The organism is Thermosporothrix hazakensis (assembly GCF_003253565.1).
GTDB lineage: Bacteria > Chloroflexota > Ktedonobacteria > Ktedonobacterales > Ktedonobacteraceae > Thermosporothrix > Thermosporothrix hazakensis.
The window spans coordinates 1,056,075-1,073,494 of the sequence record NZ_QKUF01000001.1; the positions used below are offsets into that span (position 1 = coordinate 1,056,075).

Annotated in this window: 11 protein-coding genes and 1 pseudogene; 7 read left to right on the forward strand and 5 right to left on the reverse strand. The window is 52.6% G+C overall.

What is annotated here, in order from left to right; translation table 11 throughout:
• The first annotated feature begins 81 nt into the window (after positions 1–81).
• A complete protein-coding gene (locus tag EI42_RS04500; protein ID WP_111319220.1) occupies positions 82–738 on the forward strand; it encodes a hypothetical protein in 657 nt (218 codons plus the stop codon).
• A gap of 70 nt (positions 739–808) precedes the next feature.
• Here EI42_RS04500 and EI42_RS04505 read toward each other — a convergent pair whose 3' ends face one another.
• The 3 genes from EI42_RS04505 to EI42_RS04520 form a co-directional block, all read right to left on the reverse strand.
• Positions 809–4,465: an AAA family ATPase gene (locus tag EI42_RS04505; protein WP_111319222.1), complete on the reverse strand. Its 3,657-nt coding sequence runs from the start codon at positions 4,463–4,465 to the stop codon at positions 809–811.
• 665 nt (positions 4,466–5,130) lie between these two features.
• Positions 5,131–7,914, reverse strand: coding sequence for a DUF4012 domain-containing protein (locus EI42_RS04510; protein WP_211326012.1), 2,784 nt, complete (start codon positions 7,912–7,914; stop codon positions 5,131–5,133).
• A gap of 487 nt (positions 7,915–8,401) precedes the next feature.
• Complete coding sequence (locus EI42_RS04520) at positions 8,402–9,820, reverse strand: DNA polymerase Y family protein (protein WP_111319228.1); 1,419 nt, start codon at positions 9,818–9,820, stop codon at positions 8,402–8,404.
• 418 nt (positions 9,821–10,238) lie between these two features.
• Between EI42_RS04520 and EI42_RS34620 the strand changes: the two are divergent.
• From EI42_RS34620 to EI42_RS04550, 5 genes and pseudogenes are all read left to right on the forward strand, one after another.
• Positions 10,239–10,658: pseudogene (locus EI42_RS34620) on the forward strand (Clp protease N-terminal domain-containing protein); the annotation flags it as partial.
• Between the two features lie 81 nt (positions 10,659–10,739).
• A complete protein-coding gene (locus EI42_RS34625; protein WP_487248050.1) occupies positions 10,740–11,195 on the forward strand; it encodes a Clp protease N-terminal domain-containing protein in 456 nt (151 codons plus the stop codon).
• 96 nt (positions 11,196–11,291) lie between these two features.
• Positions 11,292–12,119, forward strand: coding sequence for a hypothetical protein (locus EI42_RS04540; protein WP_111319232.1), 828 nt, complete (start codon positions 11,292–11,294; stop codon positions 12,117–12,119).
• Positions 12,120–12,246: 127 nt separating this feature from the next.
• Complete coding sequence (locus EI42_RS04545) at positions 12,247–13,044, forward strand: GspE/PulE/PilB domain-containing protein (protein WP_111319234.1); 798 nt, start codon at positions 12,247–12,249, stop codon at positions 13,042–13,044.
• Between the two features lie 178 nt (positions 13,045–13,222).
• A complete protein-coding gene (locus EI42_RS04550) occupies positions 13,223–14,149 on the forward strand; it encodes a GDP-mannose 4,6-dehydratase (RefSeq protein WP_111319236.1) in 927 nt (308 codons plus the stop codon).
• Between the two features lie 29 nt (positions 14,150–14,178).
• Here EI42_RS04550 and EI42_RS04555 read toward each other — a convergent pair whose 3' ends face one another.
• Complete coding sequence (locus EI42_RS04555) at positions 14,179–14,787, reverse strand: D-sedoheptulose-7-phosphate isomerase (RefSeq protein ID WP_111319238.1); 609 nt, start codon at positions 14,785–14,787, stop codon at positions 14,179–14,181.
• Between the two features lie 50 nt (positions 14,788–14,837).
• Positions 14,838–15,887, reverse strand: coding sequence for a GHMP family kinase ATP-binding protein (locus EI42_RS04560; protein ID WP_111319240.1), 1,050 nt, complete (start codon positions 15,885–15,887; stop codon positions 14,838–14,840).
• A gap of 385 nt (positions 15,888–16,272) precedes the next feature.
• On the opposite strand from EI42_RS04560, the gene EI42_RS04565 reads away from it, so the two are divergent.
• On the forward strand, positions 16,273–17,409 hold the full coding sequence (locus EI42_RS04565) for an inositol-3-phosphate synthase (RefSeq protein WP_246046321.1): 1,137 nt from the start codon (positions 16,273–16,275) through the stop codon (positions 17,407–17,409).
• Positions 17,410–17,420: the final 11 nt, after the last annotated feature.

The window sequence follows — 17,420 nt, forward strand, 5'->3', positions numbered from 1 at the left end:
ATATAAATTATATATTATACTTATTTAAGAGTACAATAGATAGAGGCACCTTGTTCTATGAAGAGGAGGGATCAAAAAAAAATGTCATTGCTCACAAAAATTCGCTTTTCTCTTCTCGTAATAAGTATAGCATGTATACTCTTTTTTACTGCCTGTACCAATAACAACACAACGCAACAGAACCCGGCATCAACGCAGCAACCAGCGCTGCCACAACAAAGCCCAACAACCGGGCAGAATCAGCAACCTCAGCAGCCAACAACGGCACAGACCATCGAGTTCACCGGCACCGTGAAACAGGCCAGCAAGGACAGCCTGAGCGTCACAATGCCTAACGGGAAAGAACTGGCCATGCGCGTCACAGAACAGACCAGGCGCGATAAAGTTCCCCCCGATCAGCCGACTGTCGGGCAACTCATCAAAGTCAAAACGATTGCCGATAATCAAGGAAACTTTGTCGCAAATAAGCTTGAGCTCCCCGACGACGAGGATAGACGGGAGCCAGGAATCAAGAAGGTTCATTTTGAGGGTATCACCACCAGCCCGGTTGGAAAGGACAATATATTGCACTTCAAGGTAGGCAACAACACCTATGATCTGCCAATCGATCCTTCACGCACCCGCATTGAAGACTTTGCCAATGCCCAGTCTATCCCAGGCAAGCAGCCTGTCGATGTTGAGGTTATCTATGACGGAACCAGGGGAGCTGTGACAAAGGTTGACAACGGCCTTGACTGATCGCAGAAGCACAGTCGATAGCCCTTTTCATGGATGAATGAAGGGCTATCGACTCTTCTTTCGCCTGTACTTATGAGGTCAACTCGGCATCCAGCGGGATTTCATCCGGAACGCTTGGCGTATGCTCAGGAGAAGACATGATGGTTGAGGTATCGCGCAGGTCAATATTCAGCTTACCATTCACGGCCGAGACACGGACCTCACAATGCTGCGGGACATCGGCCAGAAGAATACGCAAGCTGAGAGGAACTGTCAGCATACGCTCAATCACACGACGCAACGGACGTGCGCCCTGCGTCGTACTGAAGCCCTCCTTACAAAGCAGATCGACAGCGCTATCTTCTACATTCAGCGTCATTCCCTGTTCCAGCAAGCGCCCGGCCAGCTCATGCAACTGTAGCCGGGTGATCGTATGAGCCTGATCGCGATCCAGCGGGTAGAACTGCACGATATCATCAATTCGATTCAGGAACTCGGGGCGGAATGCCTGACGAACTCGTTCCATGATCTGCTCACGCTGCATCTGCTTCTCGTTCTCGCGTGTATAGGCGCGGAAGCCGCCGGGTACCGAGCGCCCAAGCATCTCTGTTCCCAGATTTGAGGTCATAATCCAAATGGCATGCTGAGCATCAACGGTATGCCCCTGTGCATCGGTCAGGCGTCCGGCATCAAACACCTGCAAGAACAGGTCAAACACCTCCGGGTGTGCCTTTTCCAGCTCGTCCAGCAGCACCACACAATGAGGGCGCCGCCGCAGTTTGCCGGTTAGCTGTCCCTCTTGATCGTAGCCTACATAGCCCGGAGGAGCGCCGATCATGCGAGACACAGCATGTTTCTCCATATACTCGGACATATCCACCCGAATCAGGTAATCATCGGAGCCAAACAGCTCCGCCGCCAGTGCACGCGCAAGCTCCGTCTTACCAACACCGGTCGGGCCCACAAACAGGAAAACCCCTACAGGTCGATTGCGCGGCTTCAATCCTGCACGTGCCACCTGAATCGCCTGAGAGACACGCTTCACCGCCTCTTCCTGACCGATCACCCGGGCTTTGAGCCGAGTTTCCAGACCGAGCAAGCGATCTCGCTCCTCACGGCCGGGAGCGCGCACCGGAATGCCTGTTCGGTGGGAGATCACTTCGGCAATCAGCGGAGGCGTAATCACCGGCGTCGGGCGATTATCCACGTTCTCCTGCTCTTCCTCCTGTTCCGCTTCCTCCGCATGTTCCATCCAGGAAATACGCGCCTGTGAACAGGCCTCGTCCAGCACACTACAGGCCTTATCGGGAAGCCTGAGATTTGGGAGATACTGGACCGAAAGATTCACTGCTGCCTGCAACGCATCATCAGTAATCGTCGCATGATGATGCTCTTCATAGAGCGAGCGCATGCCCTTCAGGATAGCGAGCGCCTCATCCGGTGATGGCTCTTCAACCAGAATCGGGCGCAAACGGCGCTCCATTGCCGCGTCTTTCTCGATCAGACGATACTCTTGTGGCGTAGTGGCGCCAATACAGCGTAGCCGTCCCCCGGCAAGAGCCGGCTTAAGAATCCCTGCCGCGTCAATACTTCCATCGGCGGCCCGCCCGGTCCCGATCAGGAGATGCATTTCATCAATAAAGAGGATAATATTGCCACTTCCCTCCGCCTCTTCCAACACCTTCAGCAGGCGTTCCTCAAATTCGCCACGGTATTTTGTTCCAGCAACAAGCGAGCTAGCGGACAGCTCTATCAGGCGTTTTCCTTTCAGTTCGGGCGGTACCTTGCCCTCAATGATGCGCTGTGCCAGACCATATACGATGGTGGTCTTACCAACACCAGAGTCGCCAATCAGGATGGGGTTGTTTCGATCCTTGAGCATCAGAGTTTGCATGAGCAGACGCATCTCTTTCTCGCGCCCGATCAGCGGTGTCAGTTGCTCCTGGCTTGCCTGGCGGGTCAGATCGCGTCCCAGACGCTCAAGCACCGAGTTTCCGCCTTTGGGTGCTCCCTCGGGGGCAAGCACGCCCGGCAGATCATCAGCGCCAATCTCGGGGCCTCCCGCGCTCGCGGACGGGACCAACTCAAGCAGCGCATGGGCGTTACTCTGAGAGATCAGTTCCATCAATTGCGAGGGATTAATACCAAGCTTGGTTAACAGCTCATGGGTCACGCCATCCCCTTCACTCAGAACAGCCTGCGCAATGGCCCGTTCATCAACCAGCGAGCTCCCGGCAGAAGCCGCATTGCGCTCTGCCGTTTGGAGTATCTCTTTACAGCGACGTGTGGGAAGAATGGGCGTATCGATGGACGCCTTCCCTGAGCCAAGCGCCAGCCGGATGACATCACGCACCTGCTTGGGAGAGAAACCAAGCGTCCGTAAAGCATCCTGCGTACAGCCTCCATCCAGCTTTGTGAGCGCAATGAAGAGATGGGGGGTTCCTAAATAGTCCTTGTGCATCCGCCGGGCCTCGGTCAGAGCAAGTTCAAGAACTGCTTTTAAGAAACGTCTATCAGGTGTATGAGAAGATGCGAAAAAGGGTGGCATAAGTTGACTATCATCCAGGTCATCAAATTGTGGCTCAACAGGGCGTTCTTTCCCTGCAAGCGATCCAGTTACCAGACGTTGCGTTGGATCACCATATAAGACAAACGTCATCCAGGCGGTATCATCTGTATAGTGCTGAGCCATATAGGAGCGTGCCCGCCGCAACGCGTCTCCCAGCGTGACGCCATCTGCAATATCCTGGTAGAAGAGCGCCATACATTCGCGCATGCGCAACGGATTCGCAGGCCAGCGAGGCACGACAACCGCACCCGCTCCAGCCTGGAGCAGTGTGGCGGCCAGTTGCTCAACAATCTCATCACGCTCCAATTGTGCTGCCGCACTGCCAGTTGAACGCAGAATTCGTTCATCTTCATAAAAGCTGAGAAATACCAGCGGACTCCTGGGTAATGCCAGGAAAAGCTGCTCAACCGCAGATGCATCTAGACGTGAGTTGCCCGCCAGAGGCAAGACAGGCTTGAGGCCCATGAAGGAAGGAAGAGGGCCGGCATAGTGCACAATCAGAGGATTTTCTGCGTTCAGCCGCATGCGCATTTCTAGTTGATTTGCCTGCTGCCGGTAGAGGATCAGTCGCGCAATGGCTTCGGGCAGACTGGTACACAGAGAGGCAACTTCCTCTTCCGCACTCACAAATTCGCCCGTTGGGTTGACCAGAAAGAGGATCGAAAGCGCTTGCGCGTCACGTTTGGAAAATTTATGAGCTCGATTCACTCGATCCTGTAACCCGGGCCGATAGGAGCGATCACGCACCGCTTGCGGAAGACGAGCAACGCTCACCGTCTGACACAGATATTTCCCCGGTCGGGGGCTCTGTGTTGAGTCAAACATGATCTCCCACGGAATATCAGGGGTGTTTGTCGTAAGCAGGAGAGCACCGTTTAGTGAGCGCAATGCATCATGCAAAACAGGAGGTATAAGCGTATCAAAGAGGAAGCGACCAAGCGCCATGTGCGTATCACTGACGGCAGCCGTCCTGGCCGTTTGTCTCTTTCCATCCAGTGTCCCGACAGAGCGGGTCGCTTGTGCCATTGCTTGCAGCATCCGACGAAGACGGTCATTCTGCTCCGGGCTCAGCTCTACGCTCAGTTCCTGTCCCGCAAGCACCTGACCATCGGGAAGATCAAGACGAAACTGGTATTTTGCATCGGTTCGGTTGATATTTAAAATGGCTGGCTGTTCCATGAATACTTCTCTTCCACAATCTTCCCGTGAATTACGATAACGCACGATCGGTACATTCTGCTACGAATTGTGATAACGCTGTTTCTCTCATTTCTGCGTTGACAGCGCGCCCCATCCTTACCATTGTACCCGCCACAACCTCCGGCGGCAATCACTACGAGCAGATGCCCTCTCTCCAGGCCCCACCGCCACTTTATCGGCCCATACAGACCAATAAGAGCCGCGACCGAGACCATTTCCTACACAGTACAACAAAGCAGTTCCTGATCTATAGCTCGACTATAGACAGCTTCCACAGCAATGTATCGGGTGAACTACCTACCCGCTTTCCCCTTCACCTGAACGGCCTCGGGGACTTCTTTTGCACAACGTAGTATACGCTGTTCGGAATACCACACGGTACAGAATCTGGCTCCCCTCTGTTCTACCACCATTTCCCCTGTTTGCTGATGTCGGGTCGCAGTCTGCTCTACATTATCAAACGCACAGCTATTTGTACAGTATAAGATAGCATATAAGTTCCATAGAGGCAATAGGAAAATTGCCTCTTCGTACTATTGACAGATTCATTAGTATGTTTAAAGATTGGAAATGTACAATAGTGAGAAACTTGTGTAACACTTTCTTTTTTAGGCGAAAAAGGGAAGATTTTCCGCCTGTTTTGTCTATACAGCGACTGCTGGCTTCTCAGGGCAGCTCGCAGCATTCTCGTGCTGTCCTTCATCCAGCTTGAAAAGCATATCTTGAGTCATCACACCATTATAGTATAATCCATCGCGTGGCATTGTTGCACATCCGCTCTCCGCTTTTTGCAGGGTTAGATCCAGCTCCGGAAATGTACCCGCCTGACGCTGCACCAGTAGATCGTATACTCCAGCCTGCTGGCCCTTCTGGGGCGGCACATACCACGCTATAGTAGCAAGCATGGTGCAGTTCTTCGGCACTACCAGATAGCCGCCAAACATAGCCCGCCCGGCAATATCGCTCTTGAAATTATTCGGTGGCCCGATCTTGTTCAGCGGGTGCCATTGCCTGTAATAGGGATCTCCAATCATCGGCGCAGAGGCTCCCGCCTCGTACTGATCAGTTGGGCAAATGAGTTCCTGACCCGGATAGATTCCCTGCGCCGGACAATGACCAAGCGTTCCCCCGCATAAGGGTTCTCCGGTATCAAAGCCATTGCCCCAGAGGAACTTTGCATCGGGCGGCACATAGAGACGAATATAGTCACGATAGGTATCCAGGCCATAGACTGAACCCAACTGGTTATAGGCCAGTCTGATCTGTAACATATGGGTCGCCCCTCCCTGTGCATCCAGGGTGACCGTATCTTTCATCAGCGTACGCACATACTGCGAGGCTTTGCTTGCGCTTACGTTGGTCTGGACCAGGTAAAAGGCATCATGGTCCGTCGAGCGATCAATCTCCGCGGCATAGCCATAACGGCTAAGCAACTGCTGAGCCTGCTCATTGGCGAAATAGATCTGCAAATCCTTTGTCTTCAAATTCTGTAGACCCATCACTCCGAGCACCAGCAATTCATCAAAGGATGCGTTGCGAATACGCGCCATCAATGCCTGCGCAACCAGACTGGTAAAGACCTTGCGAGCCTCCTCATTGTTCTCAATATGCTCGATTGTTTTGATTTTCAGGATGCCCGCGTTATCGAGCTGATAATAATGCAGGCGATCCTCAAGATTCTCAGCAGTCACAGTTTCGTTGTACTTCGGGATGGAAAGCGGCCCAATCACCTGTAACATGTGCTCGATCAGAAATGGCGTAAACATAATCACGCCATCCACATTCTTCTTCAGTTCATCCTTATATGCCTGCATAATAATCTTTGCGGATGCAGGAAAATCGGCTGACAGGTTCGCATCCCGCAGCCCCCAGTTAGCAAACGGCCACCATGAGCGGTATTCTTTCGGTGCATCCTGCTCGCTATTCGGGCTACCAGGCGCATACTCGATCAAGGCCACATTGGTTAACGAGAATGGAGCCACGCGTCCGCCATTGATCTTCAATTCTCCAAACTGGCCGGTAAAGCCTCCGGTCGCCCGCAATTCGCCCCGATCCATAGTCTGCACCAGAAAGGTGCGCGGCGTATCCACACCCAGAAGCCAGCCAGCAACCCCCATCATATTCTCAAGCAATCCGAGCGTCTCTCGCACCTGTGGCAACAGCAGCACATACTGTTGAAGCTGATTCCGCTGCGCAGTATCCAGCGGCAAGGCATCCAGTGAAAGCAGCCTGGCCTGTTGCTCGATCTTGTCCAGACGCGGCATCACCTGTTGAAGCGTCTGTTGCAGGAGCTGCAAGTCTGTCGAGGTAACCAGCGGCTTTTGCTCATTGGCAAGCAAGGGCCCCCGAAAACGAGGAGCAAGCTGTATCCCCGCATCCAGCGCTATCTGAGCGATATCAGTTAACTCAATCCCGATCTGGCTTGCAGCCTTTGCCGAGGTAATCTGTGGCTCAAACTGAGGCAACCACTGCGAAATATGGTGAATCACGGCTGAATCATTCAGCAACCCCTTGAGCGCTTCAAACTCCGCCTTCGCTGCCAATACTTCCTCTTTTGCATCTTTCAATGTACTGGCATCAAGCATGCTGCTCGGGCTTTTGCGGATCATCGATTGCCCATCTGTAGACCCGGAACCAGCAAGCAGCGTCTTCATATTCAGAAGGTGCTGCACCCCATTCTCAGCATGTGTGCGCAGTGAGGTATATGTCACCCAGGCATTTACACCATAGATCACGCCAGCGCAGAGCGGAGCCAGCAGGCAGAATACCAGCGCCAGACGCACCCCAATAGAGAGCCGGCGGCTTAACGGCAGCTTGCGCTGTACAATAGGAGCTTTGGGCCCAGGAACAAGTTCTGCTTCCTCTGGCTTTGTTTCAGGCATCTCCGCTTGCTCGTCCACAACTGCAACAGCCGGAACAGCAGCAGCATCTTGCACTTTCCCTTCCCGGGTTTGCACAGTCTCGGGAAGCGCAACCTCTTTCTTCTCCTCTTCTCCTGAGGATTCCGGCTCTTCCTCTTTCGGCTGTTCTTCCTTCTCTTCCGAGACATACAAAGGCTCCGGCTGCTCTTCTGCCTGTTCCATGACCTCAGGTATAGCTTCTCCCTCTTTCGGCTGCTCCTCTGCCTCTTTCAGGAGTTGCGTGGCCTCATAGGGTATGGCTTCCTCTTTCGGCTGCTCCTCTTCTGAGACATGCAAGGGCTCCGGAAGCGGTTCTGCCTCACCGTTCTCAACCTGGGAGGAAGGGGTAGCCTCTTCCGTGGAAAAAGGAGCTTCTGGTATTGAAGGAGGCACTTCGACCTGTTCCTTTTCGCACTGTGTGTCTCTGTCCATCAGCACCGCCGGTCTTTCTTTGACAGCAGCTCTTGCCTTCCCCTCGGAAACAGCCTCTTCTGTTCCCTCAGGTTGCGCTTCCTCAGGACGTTGCACACACGGAGTTCGCGATTTCTGTTCTCTCTGCACCTCAGATCCACGCATCTGCTTACGTGCATATTGCGAGGAATCTGAGTGACGTTTATTTCGCTTTTTTCGTTTTTTAGACATACTTTTTCTATGATGTATTCAAGTAAGAGCGCATTGCTTCAAAGACCAGAAAAGCCATGTATCTCTTCTGCCCCGCAACTCCCACTCTATAGCTATAACGCATTCGCCGCTCGTATGTTACATCGGCGGGAATACGATAGCATGAAGGAAATAGAAGCGCAGAATTATGCCGACAAACCCGGCTCCTCGTCATAGCTCGTCTGACCAAGCAAGGCGTATGCGCTATCATCATACACAGGCATTAAAATAATGCAAAGAAATATAGCGATTTTGTACTTCAGAACCAGAGAGACATTTCTTAGTCCCTTGACCTTCTCAACATCAGAAAAAAAAGAGGAGCAGAAGATGCTGCTCCTTTTCATGAGGTGCTTCGTTATCGTCCTGATGACTGCAATTTTCGGGTCAAGCGACCACGAGAGCGAGCTGGTGGCGGGTAATATGAAGGGATTGTAGCGATAATATCACCAATTCTGATCTGCACCTGCACATACCGATATGCTGGACGGTGATAGTGAGCAAAGAGCATCAAACTATGGTGGGCAATCACATCGGCGTCATCAGTATGGCGGGCAAGAATCATCTGCCCTCCAATCGACTCATCCGCCTCGCTCACCGCCATTTCTTCACCACTTTCATCCAGCATGAGCTTTCGTGTCTCACGTCGTAGCAACCGGTGCGGCCAGAGAATCAGGGCGATTGATTGACCCTTTAAACGTTGCTCAAGGAGACGTTGACCGAGATAATCCGCCAGTTTCCGAATCGCAGCACAGGTCTCGTCAGCATCCGCGGCATGATGAAAGCGCACCCTGGCATTCTGGCTCAGCGGTGGAACATCCGGCACAACCAGGCTGGAATCTTCTCCCTGTGCGACCTTAAACAGCCAGCTTCCCAGGCGTCCCAGGCGACGGCGGAGCCCTTCTTCAGTCAAGGTTGCGACCTGAGAGAACTCGGTAATACCAAAATCGCGCAAATGGGCAACCATTTCAGCAACTGCAAACGAGTCTATCTGCTCACCTCGACCATCAGCCTCAGGCGGACGAGACAGTGTCCCCCCCCGTTCATCTCCATCGGTGCTCCCGGCACTATTGCCAGCAGCACGCACCTGTAAGAGCAACGACAGAGGCAAGGTCTGCACAAATGATGCCTCGCTCCCCGGAGGAATGTAAAGGACGCCCTGTCTCCCATCACGCCGGCTCATCAGCGCGGCCAGTTCAGCAATTGCCTTACCGCTGGCAACACCGATCTGTGCGGTCAGTTCCATCTCGGCGATCTCAGCACAGAGACGTTCCGCAAGCGCCACAGGCGAGTCAAAAGGAAGTTCGCACCCGCGCAGATCAATATAGGCATCAGCCAGAGGTAGTGACTCGATAATCCGGGAATAGGCTCTATAGCGCTCCCGCAGCTTCTGTAAGATCGGCTGGTAGCGTTCATGAGCTGCGGGCATAAAGCGTGTGCGTGGCGCGATTCGATGCGCTCTCCGTAGTGGCATACCCGGAGTAATGCCCTGGCGTATTGCAGCAGGCGAAGCGTCAATCACACGCCCCGGCTCATTCGGACGTCCATTCCCGGTACCAATCACAAAGCTGGTGCCCTTCAATGAGGGGTCAAAGTGCTCTTCCAGCGTACAGTAGAGATGGTGGATTCGCACATGCATAATACCCTGACGTAAACGGGCGCGTTCGGCCGCTTTCGCTGCCTGTTCCAGATCAGCGGAAGAAATAGTCTGCCCCTCAGATACCAGATGTTCAGTCTGAATATCTCCATCTAATGGAGTATGAAAAGGTTGCTGCATAGTTTCGTTTTCTTGCTTCTGCTATTGCTGCTTTTTATACTGTACGCCAGAAAAGCGCACAGAGAAATGATCTTCCAAACAAGAGGGCTGATAAGCATCTGACAGCTCAAACGCCATTGTATTACATCGCCACGCAAAGCGGCAGACAGATAGGAACGTTGTCCATCTCGCGCAGAATAAAGCCCTCCTTTCTCCCCACACAATACATAAACGATTGCAACAATGCTTTCGGTTTTACAGGCCATCAAAACAGAGCGCAACAGATACAGCACTTCTATTTTCATACGCTCTGAGAGGTGTGTCAAGAAACATTCAGAAAGCCGCATATGCGAAAAGAATCACAGTATTTACAACTTCTCAATACAGTTCACGTACTAGATGTTAGAGTATTTCTGCCTATCAGAGAAGGGGAAAGAATATGGATCGTGACCGCTTTGACAAATTTACAGAACAAGCTCGCAAAGTGCTTTCCTATGCGCAAGAAGAGGCATAGAAGTTCTCACACAATTACATTGGCACCGAACATCTCCTGCTCGGTCTGCTACGTAATCCAGAGAACGTAGCAACAAAAGTACTCCTCGCTCGTGGTATCGCTCTTGAGAAGATTCGGCATGAAATCGAATTCATTATCGGACGCGGTGATCGTATTGTGCTTGGTGCGATCGGCCTGACACCACGCGCCAAAAAGGTCATAGAACTGGCCGTCGATGAAGCCCGGCGGATGAATCACCGTTATATCGGCACCGAACACCTCCTGCTCGCCCTGATGCGTGAGGGCGAAGGCATCGCAGGCGGCGTGTTGAAAAGCCAGGGCCTCTCTCTGGAAGACCTGCGTACCACAACAATACAGCTAGTTGGATCATCCTCAACGCTGCATGCCAGAGAAGAAACCATCAGGCAGCAGATCTTCAGCTCAGGAGTGACGTTCACGATCTTTCCACAGGATATCCCCTATGGGCAACTGAGTCCACTTTCTATCTCAGCACTCACGTTCGCAGGTGGCGAACTTGCCCGCTTAAAGCAATTGCTCCTCACCCCTGAATTATTGCTGCTTGGTCTGCTTCACGAGGGCAGTTCACCAGCAGCGCAGGCGCTTCAGAAGCAAGGAGTCACCATCGACAAGGCTCGCTCGATTATTGAACAAAAGGAACCGGAACAGGAGCCAGATAGCACCCATCCCGGCATCTCTGTTCTGCTCTCAGCGTATCTGCTCATTGCGCATAAAGAGGCTCAAACCCGAGACGAAGAGCTTATCAGTCCTGAACACCTCCTGCTGGCAATGTTGCGTGATGAGCAGGGCCCTCTGGAAAACATTTTGACGGCGCTTGGCACTACCCGCACCAAAGTGAGGGAAACGCTCATACCGCTGCTCTAGATCAGCATGCTTATACCTGACAATTCAGCAGGTCCGGTACAATGGAGAATAAGAGTTGTTGTGTTTTTGTGGATGAGGGAGAGAAGGGAAAAAGACGTGAATCACAACAGCACCCCTGAGAGCGCCATCACAGAACGGCGGCTCCAACCCGGTAGCGGATCTGAACAGCGCTGGTTAGCAACCATGCTCAGGCGGCTTGAGATACACTGCGAACAGCGTGTCTTTGCCGCCGATATCCAGCTTTTCAAGGTCAGCCTGCATCATATTTTTCTCAGTACCTCGAAACTCTATCAGGACATCCTGCCCAGAGTCACGACCACCATTCAGAGTATGCACCTGCCCGTGCGAGGAAGCGAAGAGCTCAAACGCAAACGCAAAATATGGAGTAACCTGCTGGTGGGTCAACGCCAGCTTGAACGCCTTGCCACACTCTTTCAGCTCCTCAATAGCGCAATCAACGGGATGATTGACTCGCTGGATGCCACCGCCGACACCTCACACGTCAGAGAAGAACAGGGGATCAGCCCCGGCTCTGAACGCTTCCAATCGCCCCCAGAAAGCCGCTGGCAGCCCGAAATTCAAGAGCAATGGCGTCGAGCCTTCGCCATCGTCAGTACCCACATTAAGAGCTGGAAAAGCTACCGTGGTACCCTGAGCACCTATGCCTTCCACCTTCAATCAATGCCTCCCGGTTTGGATCGTCTGGACAGCCTTTTTCGTGAACTTCTTGAGAGCACCTGTGCGATCTATGGCGATATTCTGGCAGACTTTCAGGCAGTACTCGCGGAAGACGACGAGATGGTGATGACTCTTTTACTTGATATGATGCAGAAAGCAGATCAAGCCATTTTTACCATAGATGCATTGATGGAACCGTTACAGGCACTGATAGCGCATCACGCATTGAAACAAGAAATGAATTGATCTTAACCATAAATTACAAGACTTAACAGGACTGCAACCGGGTCAAGACTCGAATTCCAGTGTGTTGCGCTATACTTTCCACAACATCTCAAGGATACAACTTTTTCGATATACAAGGAGACGAGTTATGCGCCAGGAGGCAATCTCAGCACCGGGTGGAGCGTTAGAGGTACAGGAACATCACTACAGAATGGTGGAAACAGTGCCAGAGATTGCCAGGATGATAGAGGGTAGCATTTCGCAACTCTCACCCTCTACAGCCCTGGTAACCATTTCACTTCGTTTTCAGGACACTATTCCTGCTGCAACACGTGAAAGAAGTTGCCATTACTATCTTTCACACCTGCGTTTACGCGTCCGCAAAACAGATATCGTGCTGATGCGGCAGCAGCAATTTCATTTTCTCCTGCTCGGAGCCAACCGTCAGGGCGGCCAGCTTGTGCAGGAACGCCTCTGGGATACGCTGCTCTGGCGTATTCATCATACTGCCGAACAGGATATCAGCCAACCCCTGCATGTCAGTATCGGCCACAGTGCGTACCCGCTCCCTGACCCCAGTGGAAGAGAATGTCTGATTACCGCTGGTATGCAGCAACAAAGCGCCTTGATTCACCAGAGCGACAACGGTCCAGCAGCGCACGAACCGGAAGAGCTCTCTCGCCTTGCACGCAAGCTCGGGATACCCTATCTCTCCCTGCTTCCGCGCCAGTTTCCGCGCCGCCTCAAGGGAGTCATCAGCCCGAAACTGGCACAGGAGCTTCACTGCTTCCCTCTTGGTCGTGAGCGCAATACCCTGACGGTCGCAATGTCGGACCCACAGAACAGCCAGGCGCTTGACCGGCTTAAGAAGGAGACAGGCATGCAGATTTATCCGGTTCTTGCCAGTCCACAGGAGCTTCAAGCAGCACTGGAAAAAATGTCCTGAACATCATGCTCACAGAAGGAAAGCCTGGCAATTCGTCAGTAAAGTTGAACTTGCCCGAATTTCTTTCTATAATGCAAGGGGGCGATGTTTGCGTGTTTGTTTAGCGGTCAACTGAGCAAATAAACGCTCGTGGCACAACGCGACCGCCCGGAATAACCTGCAAAAGAAAGGGCTGCTGATGAGAATTCTTGTTACTGGCGGGGCTGGCTTTATCGGCTCACATATCGTAGACCACTATATTGCGGCTGGACACGAGGTCGCAATCATAGATAACATGTGGAATGAGGGCGGCGGGAAGAAGGACAACATTCACCCCAAAGCGACATTCTACAATGCAGATATTCGCGATGAAGAGGCCCTTACACGCATCTTCAGCGAGGTACAACCAGAAATCGTCTGCCATCACGCGGCACAGCATAGCGTTGCAGTCTCCACGCGTGATCCCAGGCTGGATGCACAGGTCAATGTCATGGGCCTGCTCAACGTGCTGGAAAACTGCACCCGCGTCCAAACTCGCAAGATTATCTTCGCATCTTCTGGCGCGACCTATGGGACTCCTGCCCGTCTGCCTCTGGATGAGGATGTACTCCAGCGGCCAGAATCCCCTTACGGGATCACAAAAATGGTCTCCGAACATTATTTGCGGTACTGGCAGCAGGCACACGGCCTGACCTATACCATTCTGCGCTACGGGAACGTCTATGGGCCACGTCAGGACCCGAACGGCGAGGCTGGTGTGATCGCAATCTTTGCGAAACGCTTCCTTGCTCATGAAGCAGTGCGCATTGACTGGGATGGAGAGCAGCGCAAAGATTACGTCTTTGTCGAGGACGTCGCCAGAGCAAACATTCAGGCGTTGAATCGCGGGGATAACGATGTGTTCTGCATCGGCACAGGAAACGCCGTCTCCGTCAACCAGATCTATCGTACCCTGGCAGATCTGACCGGCTATGAACCGGAGATTGTCCGCGCCCCCAAACGCCCGGGAGACCTCTATATGGCCGAGTTCAGTTGTGGCAAGGCAGAGCGGCTGCTTGGCTGGAAACCCGAAGTCTCTTTTGCAGAGGGCGTCAAGAAAACACTCGCATACTTTCAACAGCACTGAGGCATTGCGGTAGCTCTGATGGCGCAGGGCTACCGCTCTCCAATCACGGCCGCCGCTTCCGCCTGTTCAAGCGCATAGGAACGCACCACACCGCGCATATGCCGGGTGATCACATGCGCAAGGATCATATGAGCATCCTCTTCTTGCTCAATATTTCGTCCCGGAGCCAGAACATAGGCATCAACCATACGGCGCAGCTTGCCGCCCCGCGCCCCGAGCAGGGCAATGGTCGCCGCCTGATATTCTTTCGCCAGTTCAGCTGCCCGGATAACGTTCACAGAATTGCCGCTGGTGCTGATCAGGATCGTGACATCTCCCGGCTCGACCAGATTTGCCAGTTGCTCCGCAAAGACATGCTCATAAGCGGTATCGTTGCTCCAGGCCGTGAGTAAGGGAACATGGTCTGTCAGTGAGATCGCTTTCACGCGTGGGGCACCCGGCATAATCGTATTCTTTGCCAGATCAAGCGCGAGATGGGAAGCGGTTGCCGCGCTGCCACCATTGCCCATAATAAAGATGCGTTTTTCTTTGTAATATGCATCTTCAAGGATATCCAGGACATTTTGCAATTGCGGCAACGAGATAGAACGAACCATGCGCTCAACATCATGAAAGTATGCTACAGTTGAATGCAACATGTTTCCCCCTTAGACAAACTCACAACGCTCCGCGAACAACAACAGCCCGCTTACTCGTGTTCATAGGGCTGAACCCGCAGATGATCGTAACCAGACGAAACGTTGAGTATTACCGCTGCCCCCTGCCGATCAAACCGGAAATTCATTCGCTGCAAGCCCTGCTGCTCAAGAGCCAGCGTGACCGCCTCTTGAGCCTCTTCCGGGCAATAGAGCAGCAGAAAGCCACCACCACCGGCACCGGTAATCTTTCCGCCAAGCGCTCCACGCTGAAGCGCCAGTTCGTAACATTCATCAATAAAGCTTGAAGACAGGCCAGGTGCAAGGCAACGCTTCTCCTGCCACGCATAATGGAGCAGGCGAGCAAAGCGTTCAAGATCCCCAGATTCCAGACACTCCTGCATTTGCAGCGCCCCTTCTTTGATATGATGCAGTGCCTGCAACACCATCACATCATTCTGTTCAGTCGATGTACGCTGCTGTTTCAGGATAGAGGTTGACAGCCGGGAACGGCCCGTAAAGAAAAGCAACAGGCGCCTTTCCAGCGTCCAATAGGTTTCACGGGCAATCTGTAAGGGGGTCACGGTGACCCCATCGGCAGTAAAGGAGATTTTATTCAGGCCACCAAAGGCGGAGGCATACTGATCTTGCTTGCCAATTGGCATCCCCATTTTTTCGATCTCGATAGAGGATGCCAGTTCAGCAACCTGCTGTTTGCTCATTGGCAGCTCCAACAGGGTTGAGAACGCGCGCACCAGCGCCACAGCCGCAGAGCTTGACGAACCAAGCCCTGTCCCCGGGGGCACTTCGCCCGCCAGAAAGAGATTCAGACCACCACGTATACCAAAGTGGTGACAGACCGCTTTCGGCAACGCAAGATCACCATCCCAGGAAAGGGCATCAAAAGGCGCATGACGAAAGAGAGAGCGATAATCGGCTGAGATTATTTGTAATTCATCTGTAGCTGCAGCTTCAATAATAGTATAAAAGTATTTATTAATAGCAGTGCTGATCACCACGCCACCAAAGCGGCCATAGTACGCTTCTAGATCCGTCCCTCCACCTCCGAAACTGATTCGCATAGGAGCTCTTACAAGCAACATAGAAACACGATCTCCTCTACCACAAAATAAGGGAGCGCTTCCTTGCCTTTACCACAGGATTTGATAAATCCTATAAACCTTACAAATGCTTTGTGAAGCGCAAGCATAATATCTTCAACCAACTATCTAGTACCACGAAACAGATGCGTATCCTGCTTCAAACAAAGCTTCAACCAGGGAGTAGTATACGCAAGCCGCTCATCACCAGGCGATATAGCGGGATGAAACCAGAACAGAAAGCATGCAGGTGGAATATTTTACCCCGGCAAAAAGGTTAAGATGTTGTAGAGTCCGTGCCGGGCTGCATTCTGCGAGTGAGTCTTTTCCCCCTGAAAGCGACAATGCGCAGCCAGAAGAAGCACGGAGAAAAGGAGAAAAAAGAGAAGTGTCGAAGAAAAAAGTTCGTGTTGCAATTATCGGCGTTGGCAACTGTGCCAGTTCACTGGTGCAGGGAGTGCAATACTACCAGAACGCCAGCGAGGACGATTTCATCCCGGGACTGATGCATGTCAACCTGGGAGGGTATCATATTCGGGATATTGAGTTCACCGCTGCCTTTGATATCGATCAGAACAAAGTCGGCAAGGATCTGAGCGAGGCTATTTTCAGCGCCCCCAACAATACCTACAAGTTTGCTGATGTCCCCTACCTGAACGCCCGCGTTTATCGAGGAATGACACACGATGGTCTGGGTAAATATCTTTCACAAATCATTACCAAAGCCCCAGGCCCGACCGACAACATCGTGCAAATCCTCAAAGATACCGGAACCGATGTCGTCATCAACTATTTGCCTGTCGGCTCCGAGAATGCCACCAAGTGGTATGTTGAACAACTGCTACAGGCAAAGGTCGCCTTCGTCAACTGTGTCCCCGTTTTTATTGCTCGCGAACAATACTGGCAGAACCGCTTCAAAGAAGCCGGCCTCCCGATGATTGGAGATGATATCAAGAGCCAGGTAGGCGCAACCATCGTTCACCGCAAGCTGGCCCGACTCTTCCGTGAGCGCGGCGTCAAGCTGGAACGCACCATGCAGCTCAACGTCGGCGGCAACACCGACTTCTACAACATGCTGGAACGCGACCGCCTTGAGTCCAAGAAGATCAGCAAAACCAACGCGGTGACCAGCCAGCTTGATTATGAACTGGGCGAAGAGAACGTGCACATCGGCCCTTCAGACTATGTGGAGTGGCTCAGTGACCGCAAATGGGCCTATATCCGCCTTGAAGGCCGAACCTTTGGGGATGTTCCGCTCAATGTTGAGCTCAAGCTTGAGGTCTGGGATTCGCCGAACTCCGCAGGTGTGGTGATCGATGCCGTGCGCATGGCGAAACTGGCCCTCGATAACGGAATAAGCGGCACGCTTGAGGGACCGAGCGCGTACCTGATGAAATCGCCTCCCGTTCAACACTCCGATGACGTGGCTCGCGAAATGACCGAGTCCTTTATTGCCGAAATGGCAGGAAAAGGAAACGTCAAAGTGGAGGCAAATGGTCATCAGGTTGAAGCACCAACTGAGTAAGCAGAAAAAAG

What these genes read in the sequence shown, in the direction of transcription:
- EI42_RS04500 (WP_111319220.1), top strand. Translation starts at nt 82, where the DNA reads ATGTCATTGCTCACAAAAATTCGCTTTTCTCTTCTCGTAATAAGTATA.
- EI42_RS04505 (WP_111319222.1), bottom strand. Translation starts at nt 4,465, where the DNA reads ATGGAACAGCCAGCCATTTTAAATATCAACCGAACCGATGCAAAATAC.
- EI42_RS04520 (WP_111319228.1), bottom strand. Translation starts at nt 9,820, where the DNA reads ATGCAGCAACCTTTTCATACTCCATTAGATGGAGATATTCAGACTGAA.
- EI42_RS04545 (WP_111319234.1), top strand. Translation starts at nt 12,247, where the DNA reads ATGCGCCAGGAGGCAATCTCAGCACCGGGTGGAGCGTTAGAGGTACAG.
- EI42_RS04550 (WP_111319236.1), top strand. Translation starts at nt 13,223, where the DNA reads ATGAGAATTCTTGTTACTGGCGGGGCTGGCTTTATCGGCTCACATATC.
- EI42_RS04555 (WP_111319238.1), bottom strand. Translation starts at nt 14,787, where the DNA reads ATGTTGCATTCAACTGTAGCATACTTTCATGATGTTGAGCGCATGGTT.
- EI42_RS04560 (WP_111319240.1), bottom strand. Translation starts at nt 15,887, where the DNA reads ATGTTGCTTGTAAGAGCTCCTATGCGAATCAGTTTCGGAGGTGGAGGG.